Source organism: Arthrobacter sp. AG258 (assembly GCF_004364695.1).
In the GTDB taxonomy this organism is placed as follows: domain Bacteria; phylum Actinomycetota; class Actinomycetes; order Actinomycetales; family Micrococcaceae; genus Arthrobacter.
The window spans coordinates 24,403-47,999 of record NZ_SOBI01000010.1 but is presented as its reverse complement, the minus strand read 5'-3'; the positions used below and the strand labels follow the sequence as shown (position 1 = coordinate 47,999).

The 23,597-nt window shown below is 67.7% G+C and carries 24 protein-coding genes; 17 read left to right on the top strand and 7 right to left on the bottom strand.

The annotated features are described in order from the left end of the window. The first annotated feature begins 143 nt into the window (after positions 1 to 143). Together hflX and DFO47_RS18540 are read left to right on the top strand one after the other, a co-directional pair. A complete protein-coding gene (hflX, locus tag DFO47_RS18545) occupies positions 144 to 1,724 on the top strand; it encodes a GTPase HflX (RefSeq protein ID WP_109044894.1) in 1,581 nt (526 codons plus the stop codon). Further along, entirely contained in the window at positions 1,717 to 3,777 is a 2,061-nt protein-coding gene (locus DFO47_RS18540; protein WP_133832582.1) for an ATP-dependent DNA helicase, read from the top strand. The genes hflX and DFO47_RS18540 overlap by 8 nt, the downstream gene beginning before the upstream one ends. A 32-nt stretch (positions 3,778 to 3,809) precedes the next feature. Here DFO47_RS18540 and lexA read toward each other — a convergent pair whose 3' ends face one another. Beyond that, complete coding sequence (gene lexA / locus DFO47_RS18535; RefSeq protein WP_109044892.1) at positions 3,810 to 4,538, bottom strand: transcriptional repressor LexA; 729 nt, start codon at positions 4,536 to 4,538, stop codon at positions 3,810 to 3,812. Positions 4,539 to 4,891: 353 nt separating this feature from the next. Between lexA and DFO47_RS18530 the strand changes: the two genes are divergently transcribed. The 8 genes from DFO47_RS18530 (at position 4,892) to DFO47_RS18500 (ending at position 11,281) form a co-directional block, all read left to right on the top strand. After that, positions 4,892 to 5,308 (top strand): LysM peptidoglycan-binding domain-containing protein, encoded by a 417-nt coding sequence (locus DFO47_RS18530; protein ID WP_231369931.1) that lies wholly within the window; start codon positions 4,892 to 4,894, stop codon positions 5,306 to 5,308. 165 nt (positions 5,309 to 5,473) lie between these two features. Beyond that, positions 5,474 to 6,592, top strand: coding sequence for a histidinol-phosphate transaminase (locus DFO47_RS18525; RefSeq protein ID WP_018763619.1), 1,119 nt, complete (start codon positions 5,474 to 5,476; stop codon positions 6,590 to 6,592). Positions 6,593 to 6,653: 61 nt separating this feature from the next. Next, positions 6,654 to 7,280 carry an imidazoleglycerol-phosphate dehydratase HisB gene (hisB, locus tag DFO47_RS18520; protein ID WP_018763618.1) on the top strand — a complete coding sequence of 209 codons (627 nt, stop codon included), beginning with the start codon at positions 6,654 to 6,656 and terminating at the stop codon, positions 7,278 to 7,280. Beyond that, a complete protein-coding gene (hisH, locus tag DFO47_RS18515) occupies positions 7,277 to 8,044 on the top strand; it encodes an imidazole glycerol phosphate synthase subunit HisH (protein ID WP_109044891.1) in 768 nt (255 codons plus the stop codon). Before hisB ends, hisH begins: the two co-directional genes overlap by 4 nt. After that, positions 8,045 to 8,203, top strand: coding sequence for a hypothetical protein (locus DFO47_RS21160; RefSeq protein ID WP_018763616.1), 159 nt, complete (start codon positions 8,045 to 8,047; stop codon positions 8,201 to 8,203). It begins immediately after the preceding gene. Between the two features lie 76 nt (positions 8,204 to 8,279). Continuing rightward, entirely contained in the window at positions 8,280 to 9,026 is a 747-nt protein-coding gene (gene priA, locus DFO47_RS18510; RefSeq protein ID WP_018763615.1) for a bifunctional 1-(5-phosphoribosyl)-5-((5-phosphoribosylamino)methylideneamino)imidazole-4-carboxamide isomerase/phosphoribosylanthranilate isomerase PriA, read from the top strand. Between the two features lie 20 nt (positions 9,027 to 9,046). Further along, the gene (locus DFO47_RS18505) at positions 9,047 to 9,931 is read left to right on the top strand and encodes an SseB family protein (protein WP_133832581.1); all 885 of its coding nucleotides are present in this window, start codon (positions 9,047 to 9,049) and stop codon (positions 9,929 to 9,931) included. Positions 9,932 to 9,988: 57 nt separating this feature from the next. Beyond that, positions 9,989 to 11,281: an MFS transporter gene (locus tag DFO47_RS18500; RefSeq protein WP_133832580.1), complete on the top strand. Its 1,293-nt coding sequence runs from the start codon at positions 9,989 to 9,991 to the stop codon at positions 11,279 to 11,281. A 128-nt stretch (positions 11,282 to 11,409) separates the two neighbouring features. Here DFO47_RS18500 and DFO47_RS18495 read toward each other — a convergent pair whose 3' ends face one another. Next, the gene (locus DFO47_RS18495; protein ID WP_018763612.1) at positions 11,410 to 11,796 is read right to left on the bottom strand and encodes a DUF1844 domain-containing protein; all 387 of its coding nucleotides are present in this window, start codon (positions 11,794 to 11,796) and stop codon (positions 11,410 to 11,412) included. A gap of 280 nt (positions 11,797 to 12,076) precedes the next feature. Here DFO47_RS18495 and infC point away from each other — a divergent pair, with 280 nt between their 5' ends. The 4 genes from infC to DFO47_RS18475 all read left to right on the top strand — a co-directional run bounded on the left by infC (position 12,077) and on the right by DFO47_RS18475 (position 14,995). Beyond that, complete coding sequence (gene infC / locus DFO47_RS18490) at positions 12,077 to 13,189, top strand: translation initiation factor IF-3 (protein ID WP_279586715.1); 1,113 nt, start codon at positions 12,077 to 12,079, stop codon at positions 13,187 to 13,189. Between the two features lie 121 nt (positions 13,190 to 13,310). Continuing rightward, positions 13,311 to 13,505 (top strand): 50S ribosomal protein L35, encoded by a 195-nt coding sequence (rpmI, locus tag DFO47_RS18485; protein ID WP_009358635.1) that lies wholly within the window; start codon positions 13,311 to 13,313, stop codon positions 13,503 to 13,505. A 118-nt stretch (positions 13,506 to 13,623) separates the two neighbouring features. Next, the gene (gene rplT / locus DFO47_RS18480; RefSeq protein WP_018763610.1) at positions 13,624 to 14,013 is read left to right on the top strand and encodes a 50S ribosomal protein L20; all 390 of its coding nucleotides are present in this window, start codon (positions 13,624 to 13,626) and stop codon (positions 14,011 to 14,013) included. A 70-nt stretch (positions 14,014 to 14,083) separates the two neighbouring features. Continuing rightward, positions 14,084 to 14,995, top strand: coding sequence for an RNA methyltransferase (locus tag DFO47_RS18475; RefSeq protein ID WP_026265103.1), 912 nt, complete (start codon positions 14,084 to 14,086; stop codon positions 14,993 to 14,995). Between the two features lie 119 nt (positions 14,996 to 15,114). Here DFO47_RS18475 and DFO47_RS18470 read toward each other — a convergent pair whose 3' ends face one another. Continuing rightward, positions 15,115 to 15,390, bottom strand: a complete 276-nt coding sequence (locus DFO47_RS18470; RefSeq protein ID WP_018763608.1) for a GlsB/YeaQ/YmgE family stress response membrane protein — start codon at positions 15,388 to 15,390, stop codon at positions 15,115 to 15,117. Positions 15,391 to 15,630: 240 nt separating this feature from the next. Then, on the bottom strand, positions 15,631 to 16,839 hold the full coding sequence (locus DFO47_RS18465) for an MFS transporter (RefSeq protein ID WP_133832579.1): 1,209 nt from the start codon (positions 16,837 to 16,839) through the stop codon (positions 15,631 to 15,633). Between the two features lie 156 nt (positions 16,840 to 16,995). Between DFO47_RS18465 and DFO47_RS18460 the strand changes: the two genes are divergently transcribed. Further along, positions 16,996 to 17,442 (top strand): (deoxy)nucleoside triphosphate pyrophosphohydrolase, encoded by a 447-nt coding sequence (locus tag DFO47_RS18460; protein ID WP_133832578.1) that lies wholly within the window; start codon positions 16,996 to 16,998, stop codon positions 17,440 to 17,442. A gap of 52 nt (positions 17,443 to 17,494) precedes the next feature. On the opposite strand, the gene DFO47_RS18455 is transcribed toward DFO47_RS18460, so the two are convergent. The 3 genes from DFO47_RS18455 to DFO47_RS18445 all read right to left on the bottom strand — a co-directional run bounded on the left by DFO47_RS18455 (position 17,495) and on the right by DFO47_RS18445 (position 19,778). Continuing rightward, positions 17,495 to 18,592, bottom strand: a complete 1,098-nt coding sequence (locus DFO47_RS18455; protein ID WP_133832577.1) for an Rv2578c family radical SAM protein — start codon at positions 18,590 to 18,592, stop codon at positions 17,495 to 17,497. A 77-nt stretch (positions 18,593 to 18,669) separates the two neighbouring features. After that, on the bottom strand, positions 18,670 to 19,326 hold the full coding sequence (locus DFO47_RS18450; RefSeq protein ID WP_133832576.1) for an SIMPL domain-containing protein: 657 nt from the start codon (positions 19,324 to 19,326) through the stop codon (positions 18,670 to 18,672). Then, a complete protein-coding gene (locus DFO47_RS18445) occupies positions 19,323 to 19,778 on the bottom strand; it encodes a hypothetical protein (RefSeq protein WP_133832575.1) in 456 nt (151 codons plus the stop codon). Before DFO47_RS18445 ends, DFO47_RS18450 begins: the two co-directional genes overlap by 4 nt. A 200-nt stretch (positions 19,779 to 19,978) precedes the next feature. Here DFO47_RS18445 and pheS point away from each other — a divergent pair, with 200 nt between their 5' ends. Together pheS and pheT are read left to right on the top strand one after the other, a co-directional pair. Beyond that, positions 19,979 to 21,040: a phenylalanine--tRNA ligase subunit alpha gene (gene pheS / locus DFO47_RS18440; RefSeq protein ID WP_018763602.1), complete on the top strand. Its 1,062-nt coding sequence runs from the start codon at positions 19,979 to 19,981 to the stop codon at positions 21,038 to 21,040. A gap of 2 nt (positions 21,041 to 21,042) precedes the next feature. Then, positions 21,043 to 23,586: a phenylalanine--tRNA ligase subunit beta gene (pheT, locus tag DFO47_RS18435; protein ID WP_133832574.1), complete on the top strand. Its 2,544-nt coding sequence runs from the start codon at positions 21,043 to 21,045 to the stop codon at positions 23,584 to 23,586. Positions 23,587 to 23,597 lie beyond the last annotated feature (11 nt).

The window sequence follows — 23,597 nt, the reverse complement described above, 5'->3', positions numbered from 1 at the left end:
CGGCATCCCGGCCCCGGCACCGCCGCCGGCGGCCCCACCATCAGGAGGACTGCATGACCGCAGGCCGTCAGCCCAGCGCGAATTCTTCCCACCTTCCAACTAATCGGCACTATTCTGGAAATGCCGAATCTTCAAAGGAGACCATGACCAGCCAGCCAAACACCGGGTCCGATCCAGCCGCCCAGGACATGAGTCCCGAGGAAATCCAGGCTGTCATCGACCGGATCCTCGCCAAGGACGTACCGGCCCGGAAAGTCAGCACGCCCAGCGGCGACGGCAGCGGCACCGGAAAAGCTGTGCTCGGCAAGGCCCAGGCCATATCCCGCCTCGACGAAGAACATTCAACGTACGACGGCGACCAGCAGGACCTCGAGGAACGCAGGGCCCTGCGCCGCAGGGCAGGGTTGTCCACCGAACTCGAAGACGTCACCGAGGTCGAATACCGCCAGCTCCGCCTGGAACGCGTGGTCCTGGCAGGGCTCTGGTCCGACGGAACACTGGCCGACGCCGAGAATTCGCTGCGCGAGCTTGCCGCCCTCGCCGAGACGGCCGGCTCCGAGGTCCTCGACGGGCTGGTACAGCGGAGGGCCAAGCCGGATCCCGGAACGTTCCTGGGCTCGGGCAAGGCGCTCGAACTGAAGGACATCGTCATGTCCACCGGTGCGGACACCGTGGTGGTGGACGCCGAGCTCGCACCCTCGCAGCGTCGTGGCCTCGAAGACATCGTCAAGGTCAAGGTGATCGACCGTACGGCCCTGATCCTGGACATCTTCGCCCAGCACGCCAAGAGCCGCGAGGGCAAGGCCCAAGTGGAGCTGGCACAGCTGGAATACCTGCTTCCCCGACTCCGCGGCTGGGGCGAATCGATGTCCCGCCAGGCAGGCGGCCAAGTGGGTGGCGCCGCCGCCGGCATGGGCTCGCGCGGCCCCGGTGAAACCAAGATCGAACTGGACCGGCGCCGGATCCGTACGCGCATGGCCAAGCTTCGGCGCGAGATCGCCGCGATGAAGCCGGCGCGGGAAACCAAGCGGGCCAACCGCCGTCGTAACGAGGTACCGTCGGTGGCCATTGCCGGGTACACCAACGCGGGGAAATCCTCCCTGCTCAACAGGCTCACCGACGCCGGCGTCCTGGTGGAGAACGCCTTGTTCGCCACCCTGGATCCCACCGTCCGCAAGGCCGAAACCGCTGACGGCCTGGGTTACACCCTGGCCGACACCGTGGGCTTCGTCCGCTCGCTGCCCACGCAGCTGGTGGAGGCCTTCCGCTCCACCCTCGAAGAGGTGGCCGATTCGGACCTGATCCTGCACGTGGTGGACGCCTCGCACCCCGATCCCGAGGGCCAGATCGCCGCGGTCCGGAAGGTCTTCAGCGAAGTTGACGCCCGCAAGGTGCCTGAGATCATCGTGCTGAACAAGGCCGATGCCGCCGATCCCTTCGTGATCGAGCGGCTGAAGCAGCGCGAACCACGCCATGTGGTGGTCTCGGCCCGGACGGGTGAGGGTATTGCCGAGCTGCTGAAGGCCATCAGCGACGCCATCCCGAGGCCCAGCGTGAAGCTTGAACTGCTCATTCCGTACGACCGGGGCGACCTGCTCAGCAAGCTGCACGAATCCGACGCCGAAATCATCCACCTCGACCACGTTGAGGAAGGTACCAGGGCCGTGGTGATGGTCCGCGAGGGCCTGGCATCCGAGCTGGAACCATTCGCCCTCAATGACTGACCTCGCGGCCGGGGAAGCTGCGCAGGCGGGCGGCGAGCAGTTCGTCCTTGAACTGCTCGACCGCGCCGTCGCCGGCATGGGCGGACAAAGCCGCACCGGACAACACGAAATGGCCCGTCAGGTGGCCCGGGCCATCAGTTCGGGCAACCATCTCCTGGTCCAGGCCGGCACCGGGACCGGCAAGTCCCTGGCCTACCTGGTACCGCTCATTGCCCATGCCTTGGAAAGCAATAAGCCCGCCCTGGTGTCCACGGCCACGCTGGCCCTGCAAACCCAGATCGTGGGCAGGGACCTGCCCCGCCTCCTGAAGAACATCACCCCGGCCCTGGAACGGCCCGTCAAAGTGGCCCTGGTCAAGGGGCGGTCCAACTACGTCTGCCGCCACAAGGTGGAGGGCGGGTTCCCTTCCGAAGAGCCTTCGGAGGGCCAGCTGTTCTCCCTGGGCGAGGACACCAGCGTGCCGCACTTCGCCGCCTCTGTGGGCGGTCCCGCCTCCCAGCTGGGCAAGGAAGTGGTGCGGCTGCGGGAGTGGGCCGAGAAGACCGCCACCGGAGACCGTGACGAGCTTCTTCCCGGCGTGACCGACCGTGCATGGCGGCAGGTGTCCGTGACCTCCATGGAATGCCTGGGGGCGCAAAAATGTCCCATGGCCGCTGAGTGCTTCAGTGAACTGGCGCGGCAGGACGCGGCCGAGGCAGACGTCGTGGTGACCAACCACGCCATGCTCGCCGTCAGCGCCTTCGAGGGGCTCGCCGTGCTGCCCGAATATGACGTCGTGGTAGTGGACGAGGCGCATGAACTGCAGGACCGCGTCACCGGGGCCGTCTCCGGGCAGTTGTCCGTCGCCATGGTGCACGCCGCCGCATCAGGTGCCCGCAAACACACGGCCATCACCGTTGACGCCCTGAACGCTGCGGCCGCCAACCTTGAGCTGGCCCTCGCCGGGGCCCCGAACGGCCTGCTGCCCAACGGCCTGAACGACGAACAGCTGGACTGCGTGGACCAGCTGCGTGAGTCCTGCCGCGCGGCGCTGTCCGATTCCAAGGGGGACAGCAACACCACGGCCGACGGCGGGCGACAGCTCGCCCGGTCCCGCCTCATGCTGATCCTTGAATTATGCGAACGGCTGCTGGCTGCCCGGGAGAACCGCGAAGTGGTCTGGTTCTCGCGCGCGAGCACCTTCGACCCCGGCCAGGGCTACTCCCAGCCTGACGAGAATGCGCCGGTGCTGGTCAACATCGCGCCGCTGTCCGTTGCCGGGCGGCTGAGGGAAGGACTCTTCGCCGGCCACACTGTTGTGCTGACCTCTGCCACCCTGGCCATCGGGTCCGCGTTCGAACCGGCGGCGGGCGGGCTGGGACTGATAGGCGACGGAGCTCCCAGCTGGACGGGGGTGGACGTCGGCTCACCCTTCGACTACCCCAAACAGGGCATCCTCTACGTGGCGGGACACCTGCCCAAACCGGGCCGGGGTGTTTCGCCGGAAGCCCTGGAGGAGCTCGAGGCGCTCATCAAAGCATCCGGTGGCGGGGCTCTTTGCCTCTTTTCCTCGCGTCGGGCTGCGGAGGAGGCCGCCGATGCCCTGCGGCCCAAGCTCGATATGACCGTGCTCTGCCAGGGCGAGTCAACCATGACCGCCCTGGTCAAGCAGTTCGCGGACGAACCGGATACCTGCCTCTTCGGGACTATGTCCCTGTGGCAGGGGGTGGACGTTCCGGGCGGGTCGTGCCGGCTCGTGGTGATCGACCGGATTCCCTTCCCCAGGCCGGACGATCCCCTCATGACAGCTCGGTCGCGGGCCGTGGCCCAGGCCGGTGGCAACGGTTTCATGTCGGTGTCGGCTACCCACGCGGCCATCCGGCTGGCGCAGGGCGCCGGGCGGCTGATCCGGTCAACCGGCGACAAAGGAGTGGTGGCGGTGCTGGATTCGCGGCTGGCAACCGAACGTTATGCGGGCTTCCTGCGGGCCGCGCTGCCGCCTTTCTGGTCCACTACGGACCGCAGCAAGGCGCTGGCCGCACTCACCAGGCTCGGCGCGGAGGCCTCTGAATAGAGGCCTGCCGCGGCCGGAGGTGACAGGCGGTGTCAGAGGGACCGCAGCACCGAAACCACTTTGCCCATGATGGTCGCGTGGTCGCCCAGGATGGGTTCGTACTGCGTGTTCTGCGGGAGCAGCCAGGTGTGGCCGTCCCGCTGGCGGAAGGTCTTGACGGTTGCTTCGTCATCGAGCAGGGCAGCGACGATATCACCGTTGACGGCGTCCGCCTGGCGGCGCACCACGACCCAGTCTCCGTCGCAGATGGCGGCGTCCACCATGGAGTCCCCGGCCACTTTGAGCATGAACAGTTCACCCTGGCCCACAAGTTGGCGGGGGAGCGGCATGACATCCTCAACGAGCTGCTCGGCGAGGATGGGACCGCCGGCGGCAATCCGGCCCACGAGCGGAACCATGGCGGTGTCCAGCGCGGTAGGCAGCTCCGTTACGGTGGCGCCGGGTGTCTGCGGCGCTGAGGCGGCAATCGGCTTCCCGCCGCCGCCGTCAAGCGTGAGGGGCATGAGCACCTCCATGGCCCGCGGCCGCTTCGGGTCGCGCCGGAGGTAGCCAAGCTTCTCCAGCTGGGACAGCTGATGGGTCACGCTGGACAAGCTCGCAAGGCCCACCGTGTCGCCGATCTCGCGCATTGAGGGCGGGTAGCCGTTGTCATTGACGGACCGCTGGATGGTCTCGAGGATCTTCTTCTGCCGCGGGGTAAGCCCCTTCGGAGTCCTCTTTGGTTGCGGGGCCGTCCTGCCCCCGGCGGCTGCTGCTGCCATGTTCGCCAATGCCTTTCGCTTGCCGCCGGATCTTCCGCCCCACGCCGTAGGCCGGCGTTGCGTGAAGGGTCACCGCTGTCATTGTCAGACCCTGCTGTTCAACTTCAGTGGTGGTTGTTCTTGGTTTCCAAGCTAGGCCAGCCACATTGCTTTTTCAAACATTTGTTCTAGCGAGTCTCGACATTGTTCGTTGATAGGTGCTAAAACTTAGTAAGCAAAGTTCGAATATGTGTTCTAACCATTGCATGGCCTGTTCGAAGACCTGGCCGGAAGAGATTGGTATTCCGGCACGGCAGGCAGGACGGCAGCGGCGGACACCCGGGCAGCACGGCAGGTCCAGGAGGGCTCAGTTCATGTCAGCTTTAACTCTTTCCCACATATCCCGTCCGGAGTTCCTGGCCGGGGAGCGCCACTCGTCCGGCAGCCGGCGGATCAGTGCCGGAACTGCGCCATCACCGGCGCCGCTTCGGTTGACCCGGCGGGGGCGGATCGTCCTGGTGGGAGTGCCGCTGATTCTCCTCGCGGTCCTGCTGCTCTCCTTGGCGGGACTTTTCCACTCCCCGGCCAAGGCCTCCGATTCCGCCGCGGACCTCGCCGTGACGCCCACGGTGACAGTCACGGTCCAGCCCGGCCAGTCCCTGTGGTCCATCGCCGGTGCCGTGGCCCCGAACCGGGATGCACGGGACGTCGTGGCGGACATCGTCCAGCTCAACAACCTGTCCGCCGGCGCGGTCCTGCCCGGGCAGCAGCTCTTCGTCCCCAGCCACTGACCCCTTCTTGAGCGGGTACCGCGGAGCGGCAGCCTGGCGCCGCGGCCTGGTGACTGCGGGTGCGCGTCCCCCGGAGGCTGCCGCCAGCTCTTCGTCCGGGCGTTTCCGAGGCAGGCCAAAAGTGTCATATTTTCCGGTAGTTGCCACGGCAACTAAACTGTTCAGGTGAACGACCAGCTAGAACGCCTGAACCGGCTACCCCTCCGCAGCAACCTTCGCGGGCTGACTCCCTACGGGGCGCCCCAACTGGACGTCCCCATTCTCCTGAACGTCAACGAGAACACCCATGGCGTCCCGGCGGACGTGCGTGCCGCCATCAGCGCCGCCGTGACGGAGGCCGCCGCCGGCCTGAACCGCTACCCGGACCGGGAGTTCACCGAGCTCCGCAAGGCCCTGGCCGAATACCTTGGCCATGGCCTCGACGAAACCAACCTGTGGGCGGCCAACGGCTCCAACGAGGTCCTGCAGCAAATCCTCCAGGCGTTCGGCGGCCCGGGCCGCACCGCCCTGGGCTTCCCGCCCACGTACTCCATGTACCCGCTGCTGGCGAGCGGCACCGACACCGAATACATCACCGGTGTCCGGGCCGAGGGCTACGACCTCAGCGCAGAATCCGCTGCCCGGCAGGTCAGGGAGCTGCAGCCGAACATCGTGTTCCTCTGCTCGCCGAACAATCCCACCGGCACCGGCCTGGGACTGGACGTCGTCGAGGCTGTCTACGAGGCCGGTGCTCCAAGCCAGACCATCGTCATCGTGGACGAGGCGTACCACGAATTCGCCCACGACGGCACGCCCAGCGCCCTGACCCTGTTGCCCGGCAGGGAGCGGCTGATTGTCTCCCGCACCATGAGCAAGGCCTTCGCACTCGCCGGCGCACGCCTCGGCTACATGGCCGCGGCCCCGGAGGTCACCGATGCCCTGCGCCTGGTGCGCCTTCCGTACCACCTGTCCGCGATCACCCAGGCAACCGCCCTGGCAGCCCTGCAGCACCGCGAGGCGCTCATGGCCGATGTGCAGGACATCAAGCAGCAGCGCGACCGCATTGTGGCTGAGCTGACCAGGATGGGCCTCAAGCCTGCCGCGTCCGACTCCAACTACGTGTTCTTCGGCGGCCTGGAGAACCCGCACCAGGTCTGGCAGGAACTGCTGGACGCGGGCGTGCTGATCCGCGACGTGGGAATTCCCGGGCACCTGCGGGTCACGGCCGGTACCGAGCCGGAAACCACGGCCTTCCTCACGTCCCTGGAGCGCATCCTTGCGGGCCACGCCGCGCTTCCCGCCTAGACTTGATACAGCGGCGCTGGGCGCCCTGAACCACTCCTTCTCCCACTAAGGATCCTTCACCATGAGTTCAACCGGTTCGAATACTGCTGCGGCCCGGACCGCCCGCATGGAGCGCGCCACCAGCGAGTCCTCCGTCCTCGTGGAGATCAACCTCGACGGTACGGGTGTGTCCAACATCGACACCTCGGTGCCGTTCTACGACCACATGCTGACCGCCCTGTGCAAGCACTCGCTGATCGACATGACCGTCAAAGCCACCGGCGACACCCATATCGACGTCCACCACACCGTGGAGGATGTCGCCATCACGTTCGGCGAGGTCCTGCGGACCGCGTTGGGAAACAAAGCCGGGATCCGCAGGTTCGGCGAGGCCACCGTGCCGCTGGACGAAGCCCTCGCCAACGCGGTGGTGGACGTCTCCGGCCGCCCCTACCTGGTCCACGGCGGCGAGCCCGCTGGCCAGGAGTACCACTTGATAGGCGGCCACTTCACCGGCTCCCTGACCCGCCACGTCTTTGAGGCCATCACGCTGCACGCCGGCATCTGCCTGCACATGAACGTCCTGGCCGGCCGGGACCCGCACCACATCGTGGAGGCGCAGTTCAAGGCCTTCGCCCGCGCGCTCCGCGCCGCCGTCGAACCCGATCCCCGGGTTGAAGGCATCCCCTCCACCAAGGGTGCGCTGTGAGCGGGCAGGTCCTCAAGGACGGTGCGATCATCGATCCCACCGCCTCACAGAAGCTCCCGTCGCCCGAGGGCAAGCCGACGGTGACGGTGCTCGACTACGGGTCCGGGAACGTCCGCTCCGCCGTGCGCGCCCTGGAGCGCGCCGGTGCGGAAGTGATCCTCAGCGCCAAACCGGACGATGTGCTCAACGCCGACGGCCTGGTGGTCCCCGGCGTCGGCGCATTCGAGACCGTGATGCGCGAACTCAAGGCCGTGGACGGCATCCGCCTCATCGGCAGGCGCGTCGCAGGCGGACGCCCCGTGCTGGGCATCTGCGTGGGTTTGCAGGTCCTCTTCGAGGCCGGCGTGGAACATGGCACGGAAGCCGAGGGCATCGGTGAATGGCCTGGCAAGGTGGAGGCATTGCGCGCCGAAGTTGTCCCGCACATGGGCTGGAACACCGTCAAGGTGCCCGAGGGATCCAAGCTGTTCGCCGGCGTCGAAAATGAACGGTTCTACTTCGTGCATTCCTACGGCGTGCAGGAGTGGAACTTTGAGGTGATCCAGCCGCGGATGGCGCCACCGCTGGTCACCTGGTCCGAGCACGGCGGCCCCTTCATTGCCGCCGTGGAGAACGGGCCGCTCTGCGCGACGCAGTTCCACCCCGAAAAGTCCGGCGACGCCGGCGCCCGGCTCCTGCGCAACTGGGTGGAAGGCCTCCGCAAGCCCGCCACCGGCGACGCCGCCCATGGCACCTCCCCGGCCGAAGCCGGCAGTGGCGCCTAGATGTGGTCCGTACTCCTGATGGGCCTCGCCGGCATCCTGATTGGCGGCGGCATCTCGTTCCGTCAGCAGCACAAGCCGCTCTGGACGCAGGTGTCCTTCTACGTCCTGGCCGCCATGTCGCTGCTGGCCGCCTATTTGCTCACGCTGCCCGCCAGCTGACCCCGCCGGCCGCCGGCGACCATGCCGGCGTCGGCGCCCCAGCCCCTGTCCCGAAGAACCAACACTGAGGATGAGTATGACCACCGCACATGACCTGCCGGTCCTTGAACTGCTGCCTGCCGTCGATGTCGTCAACGGGCAGGCCGTCCGGCTGGTCCAGGGGGAGGCCGGCAGCGAAACCAGCTACGGCACGCCCTTGGACGCGGCACTGAACTGGCAGCAGCAGGGGGCCGAGTGGGTGCACCTGGTGGACCTGGATGCGGCGTTCGGGCGCGGTTCCAACGCGGACCTGCTCCGCGACGTGGTGGGCCGCCTGGACATCAAGGTGGAGCTTTCCGGCGGCCTGCGCGACGACGAGACCCTCGAAGCGGCCCTGGACCTGGGCGTGGCCCGGGTCAACCTGGGCACCGCTGCGCTGGAGAATCCGGAGTGGACCGCGCGGGCCATCGAACGCTTCGGCGACAAGATCGCCGTCGGCCTTGACGTCCGGGGCACCACCCTGGCCGGCCGGGGCTGGACCAAGGAAGGCGGGGACCTCTGGGACGTGCTGGGCCGCCTCGAGGAGGCCGGGTGCTCCCGCTATGTGGTGACCGACGTGACCAAGGACGGCACCCTGCAGGGACCCAACGTTGAACTCCTGCGCCAGATGGTGGAGAAGACCGGCAAACCCGTGGTCGCCTCCGGCGGCATCTCCAGCCTCGATGACCTCAAGGTCCTCCGCTCGCTGGTGCCGCTGGGCGTTGAAGGCGCCATCGTGGGCAAGGCCCTGTACGCCGGGGCCTTCACGCTGCCCGAAGCCCTCGACGTCGCCGGCCGGCGCTAGGCGCCCGGAAGGTCCAGCCAATGCCCAGCGCCCAGGAACCGGGACATCCCCCAGCCCGCCATCTGCCAGGACATATCGCCGCAGCCCTCGCCGGGGCCGGCGGGCCGGCGGACTCCGCGGGCCGGCCATGGGCCGGGCGCAGCCTCGCCGGTGCAGACGGCAAGATCCACAACTTCGAGGACGACGACGGCACGGCCGACGCCGGCTACCTCACCGCTGTTGCGGCGCTCCGGCAGGGGAGCGGCAGCGAGGCCGGGGTGGTGGCGGCGCTGGCAACGGCACGGGTCTTCATCCCCATCGTGGCGCAGCTTGCTGAGGAAGCGGAGACGGACCACGGGCTGCACGCCGACAAGCAGGCGGACATGGCCCTGGTCACGCTGAAGGCCGCCGACGGCCGGACGGCGCTCCCGGCATTCACCTCTGCAGCCGCGCTCTCCGCCTGGCACCCCGAGGCCCGGCCGGTTGCCGTGTACGCGGCCCGCGCCGCGCTCTCTGCCGTCGCGGAGGGTGCCGAACTCCTGGTCCTGGACCCGGGGGCCGGCTTCACCTTCGTGGTCCGCCGCCCGGCCGTCTGGGCCCTGGCCAAGCAGCACGACTGGGTCCCTTCCTACGAGGACGGTGAGCTTGCCGCCGAACTTGGCCGCGCCTCCTCCGGGTTTCCCGCGGTGCGCGGTATCGAACTCCTCCCTGGCAGGGGAGTGTCCGCCACTGCTGCCGACGGCACCGTGGTTCCCGGCGGCGGCGCCGGACCCGAACTCCAGGTGGTGCTCTACCTTGAGGACGGGTTGGACGCCGCCGGGGTCCAGGAACTGGTGGCCGGCCTGCAGGCCGAGTGGTCCCGGAATGTATTGTTTGGGGAGCGCGTCGATTCCCTGGAGATCAAGCTCAGGCGCGCTCCCGACTAGCTGCCGGCCGGATGGGTGAACCCCGCCCGCGCCGGGGCGGACCCTAAGGATCGCTTCGTGAATTTCGCTCTCTACCGGGAGTTGCTCGCCGTCCGGCCCATCCGGCGGCTGCTGCTGGTGGGCATGGTTGCCCGGATCCCGCACTCGGCTGCCGGAGTCCTGCTCACCCTGCATATCGTCCTGACCCTGGGCCAGGGCTACGCGGCGGCCGGCGCCGCCGCGGCGGTGATGACCATTGGCATTGCCCTTGGCGCCCCGTGGCGTGGCCGGCGCGTTGACACCGTGGGCCTGCGGACGGCGCTTATTCCGTCGGTGATCTCGGAGACCCTCATCTGGTCCGTGGTGCCCCATGTGTCCTACCAGTGGCTCCTGCCGCTCGTCTTCGTCGGCGGCCTGCTCACACTGCCCATCTTCAGCGTCGTCCGGCAGTCCTTGGGCGTCCTGGCCCAAGGCGACCAGCGCCGTACGGCCTTTGCCCTGGACGCCATCACCACCGAAATGGTGTTCATGATCGGCCCGGCCGCGGGCGCCGTGGTGGCCACCAGCGGGTTCACCACCGCAGGCTTGACCGTCGTGGGCATAGCGACGTCACTGGCCGGACTGTTCCTCATGTGGTTCAACCCGCCCACCCGCAGTGCGGACCCGGGAATGGGACGCGAAGCTGACGAGCAGCACGCGGCGGAGGCCGCCGTCGTCTCCACCGCCCCGGCCCATGTCCAGGAAGCCGCCGCGGAACTGGCGCCCGCGGGTGCCGCTGCACCGCAGGAGGGCTCGAGGGGAAGGCCGGCGGGCGGCTTCTCCTGGTTCACCGCCACAGTGGCGGCCCTCTTCGCGGTCGCCGCCGGCGCCGGCATGGTCCTGAGCGGCACCGACGTTGGCATTGTTGCCGCCTTGGAGATCGGTGGACACCAGAGCGAAATCGGCATCGTCTTCGTCTTCTGGTGCGCCGCCTCAGTGGTGGGCGGCATCATCTACGGCGCCATGCACAGGCCCGTCCCGCCCGTCATCCTGCTGCTGGGCATGGCGGCCCTGACGCTGCCCATGGCACTCGCCCACGACACCTGGACGCTCGCTTTCGTCTCCGTCCTGCCCGGCTTGCTGTGCGCCCCGGTGCTCTCGGCGGCCTCCGAGAAGGTGGCGGACCTGGTCCCGGAGGAGCGGCGCGGGGAGGCGATGGGCTGGTACGGCTCGGCCCTCACCGCCGGGGTTGCGCTCGGTTCACCGCTCGCCGGCATCTTCATCGACCTGATGGGCCCCTCCGGCGGCTTCGTCTCGGTCGGGGGCGCGGGTGTGCTGCTGTGCCTGGTGGGGCTGGCCCTGCAGCTGCGCCGGCGCAGGGCCGCCGCCTGAACCCGCTTCCAACGGTTGCTCCCCGCCCGCGTGGACGAGCCGCGGGCCATGTTCCCGGGGAAACGACGACGGCGGGACGACCTCGGATGGTCGTCCCGCCGTCGGGCGCTGCGTGGGGGAGTCCGGCGTTAGTTCACGGCCCCGGTGTACTTTTCGCCCGGGCCCTTGCCCGGAGCATCGGGAATCAGGGACTCCTCACGGAAGGCGAGCTGGAGGGAGCGGAGGCCATCGCGCAACGGTCCGGCGTGCTGGGAGCCGATTTCCGGGGCGGCCGCGGTAACCAGGCCGGCAAGGGCGGTGATCAGTTTCCGGGCTTCGTCCAGGTCCTTGAGTTCGGCTGCGTTGTCTTCAGCGGCGAGGCCCAGCTTCACGGCGGCGGCGCTCATGAGGTGCACGGCGGCCGTGGTGATGACCTCGATGGCGGGGACCTCCGAGATGTCGCGGATCTGCTGTGAAACGTCCGCGCCTGCGTCAGCGGGCTCGAAAACGTACGAATTACTGTCTGAGGTGCTCATACTGGTAAGCTTGACACAGACCGACTGGATGTCGTTATTTCAGAGATCGTTCCAAACGATGGGGTTCCCAGCAGCGCTTCGCGGCGTTGGCGGGAATTTTTTCTGTAGAATGGCATCCAGTTTGCAAGCGGAGTTCTCTCCCACCCGCGTCAGCCGCTGTTTCCCAGGTTCCTTGCGAACCGCCAGGGGACGAAAGGTTGCCGGGTACCTGGTTGGGCATGGAACCGGTAACAACCGGAACTGTGCGCGTGCTTCCCGTTTTCGGGACGGCTTCGCCAACCTGTTTGAGGCCTTCGATTGCTCCGGCAATTGGGGGCCTTCTCTATTTGCCGGACACAACAACAAACACAGGAGCTTTAACATTAGCGAGCCAAGAATCAATGAGCGTATCCGCGTCCCCGAGGTGCGGCTGGTCGGACCTGCAGGTGAACAGGTAGGAATCGTCCGTATTGAGGATGCCCTGCGCCTGGCTGCCGAATCCGACCTTGATCTCGTTGAAGTTGCACCTCAGGCGAAGCCTCCGGTGTGCAAGCTGATGGATTTCGGCAAGTACAAGTACGAAGCCGCGGTCAAGGCACGTGAGGCCCGGAAGAACCAGACGAACACCGTTCTGAAGGAAATCCGCTTCCGCCTCAAGATCGACACCCACGACTACGAGACCAAGCGGGGCCACGCCCTTCGCTTCCTCGGCGCCGGGGACAAGGTCAAGGCCATGATCCAGTTCCGCGGCCGCGAGCAGCAGCGCCCCGAAATGGGTATCCGCCTGCTCCAGCGCTTCGCGGACGACGTCGCCGAAGTTGGCGTGGTGGAGTCCAGCCCCCGCATCGATGGCCGGAACATGGTCATGGTTGTCGGTCCGCTGAAGAACAAGGCCGAGGCAAAGGCTGAAGCCCGTCGCGCCACCCAGCGCGCCGAGGCGAAGGCACAGAACGAAGCCAAGGCCTCCGGCCGTGTGGACACGTCCGGCACGGACCAGGCGCCCATGACCCAGTCACTGGCTGACCTCCTGCCGGAAGGCTTCACCGTTTCCACCGAACCGGAGACGGCTCCGGAGGAAACTGCCGCTGCCGAGGCGCCTGCTGCACCGGCTCCCGAGCAGGAAGCCGCCAAGGAGGAAGCTCCCAAGGCTGCCCCGGCACCCCGGCAGGAAGCACCTAAGGCCGCCGCGCCCAAGGCTGCTGCAGCCAAGCAGGAGGCTCCGAAGCAGGAGGCTCCGAAGGCAGCCGCTGCAGCACCGAAGCCCGCGACGGCCGCCAAGCCGGCGGCAGCGGCGCCGAAGCCCGCCGCCGTGCCTGCACCGCCGAAGCCGGTGGCCAGGCCTGCTGCACCGAAGCCTGCTGCCCGCCCTGCCCCCAAGGCAGTGCCCAAGCCGGCGGGTAAGAAGACCAACTAGTTCACAGCTGCCGGAGGTTCCGCCCTCCGGCAGTCAGCAACCAGCATGCTGCCCGCAGGGGCGGCTGCGCGATAGAACTGCCGGCCCCAGGGCCCGCAGAAACGTAAGGAGATCGGTTCCCATGCCGAAGATGAAGACCCACAGTGGTGCTAAGAAGCGCTTCAAGCTGACCGGCAGCGGCAAGCTGCGCCGCCAGCAGGCCAACCGCCGCCACTACCTGGAGCACAAGTCCAGCCGCCTGACCCGCCGCCTCGCCGGCGACAAGATCGTCTTCAAGGGCGATGCCAAGGTCATCCGGAAGATGCTCGGCATCTAGTTTCCAAGTTTATTGATGGGCCGCCCCCTGGCGGTTCGTCTTCTGCCAAACAGCCTTCTCAGGCCGCCGGATTTCCGGCAACAGATGCTTGGGATCAGATTTTCGAAGGAGTACGCACGTGGCACGTGTGAAGAGGGCGGTAAACGCCCACAAGAAGCGCCGGGTTGTCCTTGAGCGGGCAAAGGGTTACCGCGGACAGCGTTCGCGCCTGTACCGCAAGGCCAAAGAGCAGCTGCTGCACTCGTTTGTGTACAGCTACGGTGACCGCAAGAAGAAGAAGGGCGACTTCCGCCGCCTGTGGATCCAGCGCATCAACGCTGCGTCCCGCGCCAACGGCCTCACCTACAACCGACTGATCCAGGGCCTGAAGGCCGCTGAGGTCGAGGTTGACCGCCGCATGCTGGCCGAGCTCGCCGTCTCGGACGCCAACGCATTTGCCGCACTGGTCCAGGTGGCCAAGGACTCCCTGCCGGCTGACACCTCCGCCAAGAAGGTCGCCGCAGCCTAGAGGCCGCGCAGTGCTCCTCCCTGAGGGGCCGGTTCAAGAACTGGTGGCAGCAGCTACTACAGTTTCTTGTATGAACGACACCGGGCGCCCGCAAGATTTTCCACTGTCCAACCCCCGAGCCGATCGGGTCAGGGACGTGGCAAAGCTTGCAGGGCGCCCGGCCCGTTTAAAGCGTGGCCAGTTCCTTGCTGAGGGGCCGCAGGCAGTGCGCGAGGCACTCAAGCTCCACCAGCAGCGCCTTGCGGCCGGAGCCCCGGGCATCGTCACGGACGTCTACGCAAGCGAAAGCTGCCTGGACCGGTTTCCCGAGTTTGAGGAGCTTGCCGAGGGGACCACGGCACGGCTGGCCACCGATGAAGTCCTGTCGGCCATGGCCGACACGGTCAATCCGCAGGGAATCGTGGCCGTCTGCCGCTTCGTGGACGTCTCCCTGGCGGACGTGCTCGACGCCGGACCACGCCTGGTAGCCGTGCTCTGCCAGGTCAGGGATCCCGGTAACGCCGGAACAGTGCTCCGCGCCGCCGATTCCGCCGGGGCCGACGCCGTGGTGTTCACTGCGTCCAGCGTCGATATCTACAACCCCAAGGCAGTCCGCTCTACGGCCGGTTCCCTGTTCCACCTGCCCGTTGTCCTGGCTGCCGACCCGGCCGAACTCGCGGCTGCGTGCAAGGCCCGCGGCATCGGCATCCTCGCTGCGGACGGCTACGGACAGTTGGACCTGGATGTCCTCCAGGACGAGAGCGCCCGCCGCAGGCTCACCGGAAAGGGCCCGGATTCCGTGTACGACCTGGCCGGGCCCACAGCCTGGTTCTTCGGCAACGAGGCGCAGGGGTTGTCGGAGGAAGAACTTGCCCTGGCCGACCACCGGGTGGCTGTCCCCGTCTACGGGGCGGCGGAGAGCCTGAACCTCGGTACTGCGGCCACCGTCTGCCTCTACGCCAGCGCCAGGTCCCAACGCCGGGATGGGGCAGTTCCGGAATAAGTTGCCGGCGGCCAGCCAGGAGGGCGCCGCCGACGAAGGAGTGGCCGGGGAAGAAGCGGCCGGGCACAAAGAAAGGCCCCGGATATCCGGGGCCCGGTGGTTATGTGGTGACGGAGTGGTCAGGGCGCGCGGGTGGCTTTTCCGCGTCCGGTGACGAATCCGTAGATGCCGGCGACAATGAGGCCACCGACGATAGCGAGAATCCACGTGCCGAGGTCGAAGAAGCCCATGTCGCCCTTGGCGAAAAGGAGGCTGCCAATCCAGCCGCCAACAATGGCACCAACAACACCGAGGATGAGGCTGGTGACCCAGCCGCCGCCGACCCGTCCGGGCATAACGGCCTTAACGATGGCCCCGACAATCAGGCCCAAAATAATCCAAGCAAGAAAACCCATGTCTCCTCCTTATTGTGACCGGGAAAAATAGTCCCGATGAGCCTCAAGCTAACATAAGGGCCCCGCAAAGTCAGTAGCCGAACCTGCGCCGTTGCTGCATCGTTAGGGGCGTCCCGGTACGGTATGGACCGGGTGGGGCCACGGCGGGATCCTGCACTGTCCAGCAGCGAAGAACCGGCGACGAGGAAGCTCCCTGGCTGTACATGGCGGTACCGCGGCGATGGTGGGTCGCGGGCGGGATCAGGCTGCCAGCGGACGCTTGCGCTCCAGCACGCCACTGAGCAGCGCGACGCCGAACCCGAGGACGGCAAGTACGGCGCCCACGAGCGCCGGGGCTACGAAGCCCCACCCGAGGGCAATGACGAGGCCGCCGAGAAAGGCCCCCAGGGCGTTGGCAACGTTGAGCGCGGCGTGGTTGAGCGAGGAAGCCAAGGACGGCGCATCCGGTGAAGCATCCAGCAGCCGGGTTTGCAGGGCGGGGACCAGCATGGAACCGGCGGCCCCCACCACGAACACCATGACCAGGGCGCTCCATGCCCAGTGTGCTGCCACGGCGTAGAGCACCAGGGCAACTGCAATCGCGGGCAGGACGCGGTAGAGGGTGCCCATCACCGACTTGTCGGCCAGCCTGCCGCCGATGAGGTTCCCGGCCACCATACCCAGTCCGTACAAGGCCACCACCAGCGGGATCAGCGTGGAGGGGATTCCGGCCACGTTGGTCATGGTGTGGGCGATGTAGGTATAGGTTGCGAAGAAGCCGCCGAAGCCAACAATCCCCACCAGGAGCGCCAGCCACACCTGCAGCCGTTTCAGCGCACCGAGTTCGCGCCGGATGCTCGCGTCCGGGTGCGTCTTCTGGAACGGCACGAAGATCCAGACGAGCACCAGTGCCAGCAGCCCGATGCACCCCACCAGGACGAACAGCAGCCGCCAGCCGAAGGCCTGGCCCAGCCAGGTGGCAAAGGGTACTCCGACGACGTTGGAGATGCTGAGGCCGGCCATCACCATGGAGATGGCCCAGCCGCGCCGCGTCGGCGGGACCAGGGAGGCGGCTATCACGGCGGCCACGCCAAAGAACGCCCCGTGCGGCAGGCCCGCAGCGAACCTCGAGACGAGCATGGACCCGTAGTCAGGTGCGATGAACGAACTGAGGTTGGCAACCGTAAAGAAAAGCAGGAGCCCGAGCGCCAGGTATTTGCGGGGTAGCTTGGCCCCGACGACGGCAAGCAGCGGGGCGCCGACCACGACGCCCAGGGCGTAGGCGGAGATCAGGTAGCCGGCCTGGGGAGTGCTGATCGCCAGTCCCTGCTCCACCTCCTTCAACAGGCCCATCATGGTGAACTCGGTCACACCGATGCCTACCCCGCCCATGGCCAGCGCAAAAATGGCCATCCCAAGGTTTGGGGTCTTGGCGGGTGTTGCCGTGGACTGGGAAAGAACGCTGCTCATGTGCCTGCTTCTCAAAGATGGGTGGAAAAGACCGGATGCCACGGCAGTGGGGCAGGAACGTCCGGACAGAGTCGCAAACCCTTGGCGGCCAGGACCTATTCCCTGAGGCTGGAATGCTGTTCCGGGACATTCCATTGTGGACCATAGAATGGCCGAATGACTGGACTGATTCAGGTTGTGGGCGGAGCCATCGTGGACGAGCTGGCGGACCCGGCGGCCCTGCTGGTCGCCAGGCGAAGTGCGCCGGAGCACCTGGCCGGTCTGTGGGAGTTCCCGGGCGGCAAGGTTGAACCCGGCGAGGAGCCCGAGGCCGCGCTGGTGCGGGAACTGTCAGAGGAACTCGGAATCGGTGTCCGGCTGGGACCCGAACTGCCGGCGGAGGATCCCGGTGGCTGGCCGCTGAACGAACGGGCCAGCATGCGGGTCTGGTTCGCGGAGGTCAGCGACGGCGAGCCGCGGCCCCTTGAAGACCATGACGAACTGCGGTGGGTGGACCTCCGGGACCGGGACGCGGTCCTGGGCCTGCCGTGGATCCCCGCGGATTTTCCGATCGTCCGGGCTTTGCTGGACTCGGTGGCATCCCCGCTGAACCAGGCCCGCTGAACCAGGCCCGCTGAACCTGGGCCTCTGACACGGGACCGCCACCACAGGACCGCTAGAAGAGGGCGTCCTGCTGCAGGGGCCGTGCGGGAAGCCTCGCGGTGCCCTCTGTAGCCGGGGCGGGGATGCTGCCGGCGGGGTACTGCGCTTCCTCGGCGCGGGGATCGTCCAGGTCCCGGTGGCTGAAGCCGGAGGAATGCGAGAAACCGTGGCGTGCCTTGAAGTACCGGACCTTGGCGGCCAGCCAGGTGCGGTATTCCTTGGAGGCGTAGGACCCCGTCCCGTACAGCCGCCGGTAGCGTCCCGCCAGTTCGGGGTGGTGGGCTGCGATCCACTTCATGAACCACTCCCTGGTCCCGGGCTTCAGGTACAGGGCACCCGCGGTGACTCCCGTTGCGCCCGCGGCCGCCAAGGAGCCGAAGAGAGCATCCAGGGCTTCGTCACTGTCGGAAAGCCACGGCAGGATGGGCATGGCCATCACCCCACACGGGAGCCCGGCTTCGCGCAGCCGGGACACCAGCCTCAGCCGCGCCCTGGGCCCGGGTGTGCCGGGCTCGATGGCTTCCGAAAGGGCCTCATCGGTCATGGCCAGCGAGATTCCCAGGCCTACCGGCACCTGCGTGGCGGCACTCTTCAACAGGGGGATGTCCCGCGCCAGCAACGTGCCCTTGGTGAGGATGGACAGGGGAGTGCCGGAGTCCGCCAGGGCGGAGATGATGCCCGGCATGAGGCGGTACCGTCCCTCGGCCCGCTGATAGGGGTCGGTGTTGGTGCCGAGCGCCACTTGCTGGCGCGTCCAGGACGCCTTGTTCACTTCCTTGCGCAGGACTTCCGCCGCGTTGACTTTAACCACCACCTGGTTGTCGAAGTCCATGCCGGCGTCGAAATCCAGGTACGTGTGGGACTTCCTGGCAAAGCAGTACACGCAGGCGTGGCTGCAACCCCGGTAGGGGTTCACCGTCCATTCGAAAGGCATCCTGGACCCCGCCGGGACCCTGTTGAGCACCGATTTTGCGGTGACCTCATGGAACGTGATGCCGGCGAACTCGGGAGTGGTGACGGACCGGACCAGGCCGGCCAGCGGCAGCAATGCCGGAGCAGCCCCACTGGCAGTTTCGGGGGTCGGAACCAAAGCCTGTGCTTCCCATCTCATGGCCTCCATTCGAAGACATGTTCGAACGGAAGTCAAGGGCGGCGCGCTGCCTCAGGGCTTCTCCCAGCCAACGCCGGCTAGTGCAGCAGCTCCCACGTGACCGTCACGCCTGCCTCCACCCGGTTCCGGCCGGACTCAAGGGGCAGCCCCTCAACGGCGGAGGCCCGTTGCAGGCCGGCGGCCGGTACCGGGCCGGGAGCCGCCCGGAGGTCGGTCACGGACAACACCCGGCCCAGTGTGGCCGAGGCGAGCGACGCGAACTGGGCGGCTGCGCGGAGTGCGTCCTGCCAGGCAGCCTCCCTGGCCTGTGCACGGGTGGCTGAGTCATCGGAGAGGACCAGCTGCAGGCTCTCCAGCCGGACGTCGTCACCGCCCGACTCAACGGCGGCGGAGATGGCCGCCGGTGCGTTGCCGACGTCCCGCAGCCTGACAGCAAGGCTGCCGACCGCAACGTAGCCCACGAGTTTCTGCCCTTCGCCGTCCCGCCACGCGAGGTCTGCCCGCACTGACAGGCCGCCCGTCCGCAGGTCGGCAGGGGCAACGCCGTGTCCCCGGAGGGCCGCGGCCACGGCGGCAAGGCCCTGGCCGGCCGCCGCATACGCGTCCGTCAAGGACGGCGCGCGGCACTCCACCGCCACGGACACCGTCACCAGGTCAGGGACCGCCTCCGCCCACCCGCTCCCGGTGACGGTCACCGTGCCGGCATCTGTGGAGGCCCGCTCCGCGGCGTTCACAGGACCGCGCCCCCCGCCGGAACCGGGTAGCCGCCGGCGGCCAGGCCGGCCCTGCGTTCGAAAATATTCGCTGTTCCCGGATTTCCGCTCCGCAGCACGGACCAGCTGGCCGCGGCCAGGTATAAGGGAATGAACGGCAGGCCGAGGCACCAGGCGTACTGGCTGCAGTGCCGCTCCTCATGGCCCAGCAACGCAGGCCGGGACAACAGGTCGGCGGCCGGACCGCGGTACAGCACCACGTTCCCCACCGTGAAGGCGCGGGCGGCCGGAAGCCGCCAACGGTACCCGGCGGCCAAGACCATGCCACGCGGGCCGCGGCTTAGCCGGGTCCCCGCGGCGAGGGCGACGGCGAGGCCCGCGACAGTACTCCCGTTGAGGAGGTTCGCTGCCCGCCTGAGCCGCTGGGCCGTCGTCGGGACATCCTGGGTACCCGCGCGCTGCCGCAAAGTCATGAGGCCATGGTAGCCGGAGGGTTCAACTAGACTGGAGGGCAGTGGCCGCCGGTCCTGCCGGCGAGCCCTGACCTGGTCATTGAATGAACTGACGTTCAGCGCATTCATCCATGACCTGCCAGCGACGGACGCGCCGAGCGGGAAACCGCGTACGGCTGCCCCGCCCGCCGGCAGCCACGACTCGTAGCTAAGAACAGTAGATGACTGAAACTTTGCCGGGCGCCGCCATTCCGAACCCCACGGATGAGGCCGCCATCAACGCCGCTGTAGACCAGGCCATCACCGCCATCGACGGTGCGGCCACCCTTGACGAGCTGAAGGCGGTGCGGCTTGCCCACAGCGGCGAGAAATCCCCGCTGAGCCTTGCCAACCGTGAGATCGGCCGGTTGCCCAAGGACCAGAAAGCGCTCGCCGGAAAGCTGATGGGCGCCTCCCGCGGCCGGGTCAACAAGGCGCTCGCCGACCGCACGGCCGTCCTGGAAGCCGAGAACGATGCCCGCATCCTGGTTGAGGAAACCGTGGACGTCACCGCCGCGCCGCGCCGTCGCCGTGCCGGTGCCCGCCACCCGCTCTCCACCCTCCAGGACCGTGTGGCGGACATCTTCGTGGGCATGGGCTGGGAAATCGCCGAAGGCCCCGAGGTCGAATCGGAGTGGTTCAACTTCGATGCGCTGAACTTCAAGCCGGACCACCCGGCCCGCGAAATGCAGGACACCTTCTTCGTTGAGCCGCCCGAAGCCCACCTGCTGATGCGCACGCACACGTCCCCGGTACAGGTCCGCTCCATGCTCGAGCGCGAAGTACCCATCTACGTGCTGTGCCCCGGCAAGGTGTTCCGCACCGACGAACTCGATGCCACCCACACCCCGGTGTTCCACCAGTTCGAGGGCCTTGCCATCGACAGGAACCTCAGCATGGCGGACCTGCGCGGCACCCTTGAGCACTTCGCCCGGCAGATGTTCGGCGATGAAGCCCAGATCCGGCTGCGCCCCAACTACTTCCCGTTCACGGAGCCGTCCGCCGAACTGGACATCTTCCATCCCGGGGCCAAGGGGGGCCCGGCGTGGATCGAGTGGGGCGGCTGCGGCATGGTCAATCCGAACGTCCTGCGCGCCGCCGGCATCGACCCGGACGTCTATTCAGGTTTTGCCTTCGGCATGGGCATTGAGCGCACCCTCATGTTCCGCAACGAGGTGGGGGACATGCGCGACATGATCGAAGGCGATGTACGGTTCAGCGAGCACTTCGGGATGGAGATCTAACAGTGCGTATCCCACTTTCCTGGCTGCGTGAATTCGCGGCCGTACCGGCCGATGCAACGGCCGAAGACGTCATGGCCGAACTGGTCAAGGTCGGTTTCGAAGAGGAAGCGGTCCACCGCCCCACCGACGCCCTGCGCGGGCCCGTGGTGGTGGGCCAGGTCCTGAGCCTGGTCAAGGAACCGCAGACCAACGGCAAGACCATCAACTGGTGCCAGGTCCGCGTCGTGCCCGAAGGGCAGGAGCAGACTTTGACAGGAGACGGCATCGACCCCTCCGGCGTGCAGGGCATCATCTGCGGCGCCCACAACTTCGTGGAAGGCGACAAAGTGGTGGTCACCCTGCCCGGCGCCGTGCTGCCCGGCGACTTCCACATCTCCGCCCGCAAGACCTACGGCCACCTCTCCGCCGGCATGATCGCCTCCGTCCGCGAACTGGGCATCGGCGATGACCACGACGGCATCCTGGTGCTCTCCCGCATCGGGCTGGACCCGGAAATCGGCACCGACGCCATGGAGCTCCTGGGCCTCTACGACCAGGCTGCGGAAATCAACGTCACCCCGGACCGCGGCTACGCCTTCTCCATCCGCGGCGTGGCCCGCGAGTACGCGCACGCCACCGGCACCGCCTTCACGGATCCCGCTACGAAGGTCAACGCCCCGGGCGAGCTGTCCGGCGGCTACGGCGTCAAGCTCAACGACGACGCCCCCATTTACGGCACGCCCGGCTGCGACCGCTTCGTGGCCCGCACGGTGCGCGGCGTGGATGCCACGCGGCCCACCCCGCAGTGGATGGTATCCCGGCTGCGGCTGGCCGGCATCCGCTCCATCTCGCTGCCGGTGGACATTTCAAACTACGTCATGCTTGAGCTGGGCCAGCCCACGCACTGCTACGACCTGGACAAGCTGTCCGGCGACATCGTGGTGCGGCGCGCGTCCGCAGGGGAGAAGATCACCACCCTGGACGGCAAGGAGCGCACCCTTGATGCGGAGGACCTCCTGATCACCGACGACTCCGGCGCCATCGGCATCGCGGGCGTCATGGGTGGCGCGGCCACCGAGGTGAGCGATTCGACGTCGAACATCCTGGTTGAGGCGGCACACTTCGACGACGTGTCCATCGGACGTTCCCGGCGCCGGCACAAGCTGCCGTCCGAGGCGTCCAAGCGCTTCGAACGCGGCGTTGACTGGCAGGTTGCGGGCATCGCCGCGCAGCGCGTGGTGGACCTCCTGGTGGAACTGGCCGGGGGATCCGCTGATGAGGCGGGGACCGACGTCGGCACCGCCCCCGAAACCGTCACCATCGAGCTGCCGGCCGGCTTCGCCGCGGCCCGCATCGGGATCGACTTCACCGAAGCGCAGATTGTCACCTCGCTGGAGGACCTGGGTGCCGTCGTCGTAAAGCACGACGCCGGCTGGACCGTGACGCCGCCCAGCTGGCGCAGCGACCTGGAAACCAAGGAAGACCTCACAGAGGAAATCGCCCGGCTGGTGGGCTACGACAAGATCCCTGCCACGTTGCCCGTGGCCCCTCCCGGCCGCGGCCTCACCCGGGTCCAGCAGCAGCGCCGGCGCCTGATCCAGGCCCTGGCGGACGCCGGACTCACCGAGGTCCTGTCCTACCCGTTCGTGTCCAAGGCGGCCAACGACACCTTCGGCACGGCCGACGAAGGCACCCCCCGGAGCGCCGTCAAGCTCGCCAACCCGATCAGCGAGGAGCAAGGCTACCTGCGGACCTCGATCCTTCCGGGCCTGATCGAGGTGGCCAAGCGGAACCATTCCCGCGGCTTCCGCGACCTCGCCCTGTTCGAGTCCGGCCTGGTCTTCCTTCCCGGCGCCGCCATGGGTACCGCCGCCATCCCGCCACTGGGCGCCAAGCCCGCCGACGAGGTGCTCGACGCACTTTACGACGGCGTCCCGGACCAGCCGTTCCATGTGGCCGCCATCCTCACCGGCCACGATTCCCCGGCTGCTGCCGGCCACACTCCGCGGACGTGGGACTGGGCTGACGCGCTGGATGTTGCCCGCCTTGCGGGCGACGTCCTCGGCGTCGACCTTGTGGTCACGCAAGGCAGCCACCAGGCGTTCCATCCCGGCCGCACCGCCCGGCTCGCACTGCGGACGGGAGAGACCGTGGGGTACGCGGGCGAACTGCACCCCAAGCTGCTGGCGGCCTCGGACATGCCGGCCCGTTCGGTGGCACTTGAACTCAATGCCGACGCCCTCTTCGACGCCGCACCGGACGTGATCGTGGCCCGCCACATCTCGACCTTCCCTGTGGCCACCCAGGACGTGGCGCTCGTGGTCCCGGCCGACGTCCCGGCCGATGAGGTCCTGGCCGCCCTGCGTGAAGGTGCCGGCGAGCTGGTGGAGGACGTCGCCCTGTTCGACGTCTACGCCGGCAAGGGCATTGAGGACGGCAAGAAGTCGCTGGCCTTCGGGCTCCGGTTCCGGGCCGCCGACCGCACCTTGACCGCGGACGAAGCCTCGGCCGCGCGCGAAAGCGCCGTGGCCCTGGCCGCGGAACGCTTCGGAGCCGTGCAGCGCTAGTTGCTGTTCGC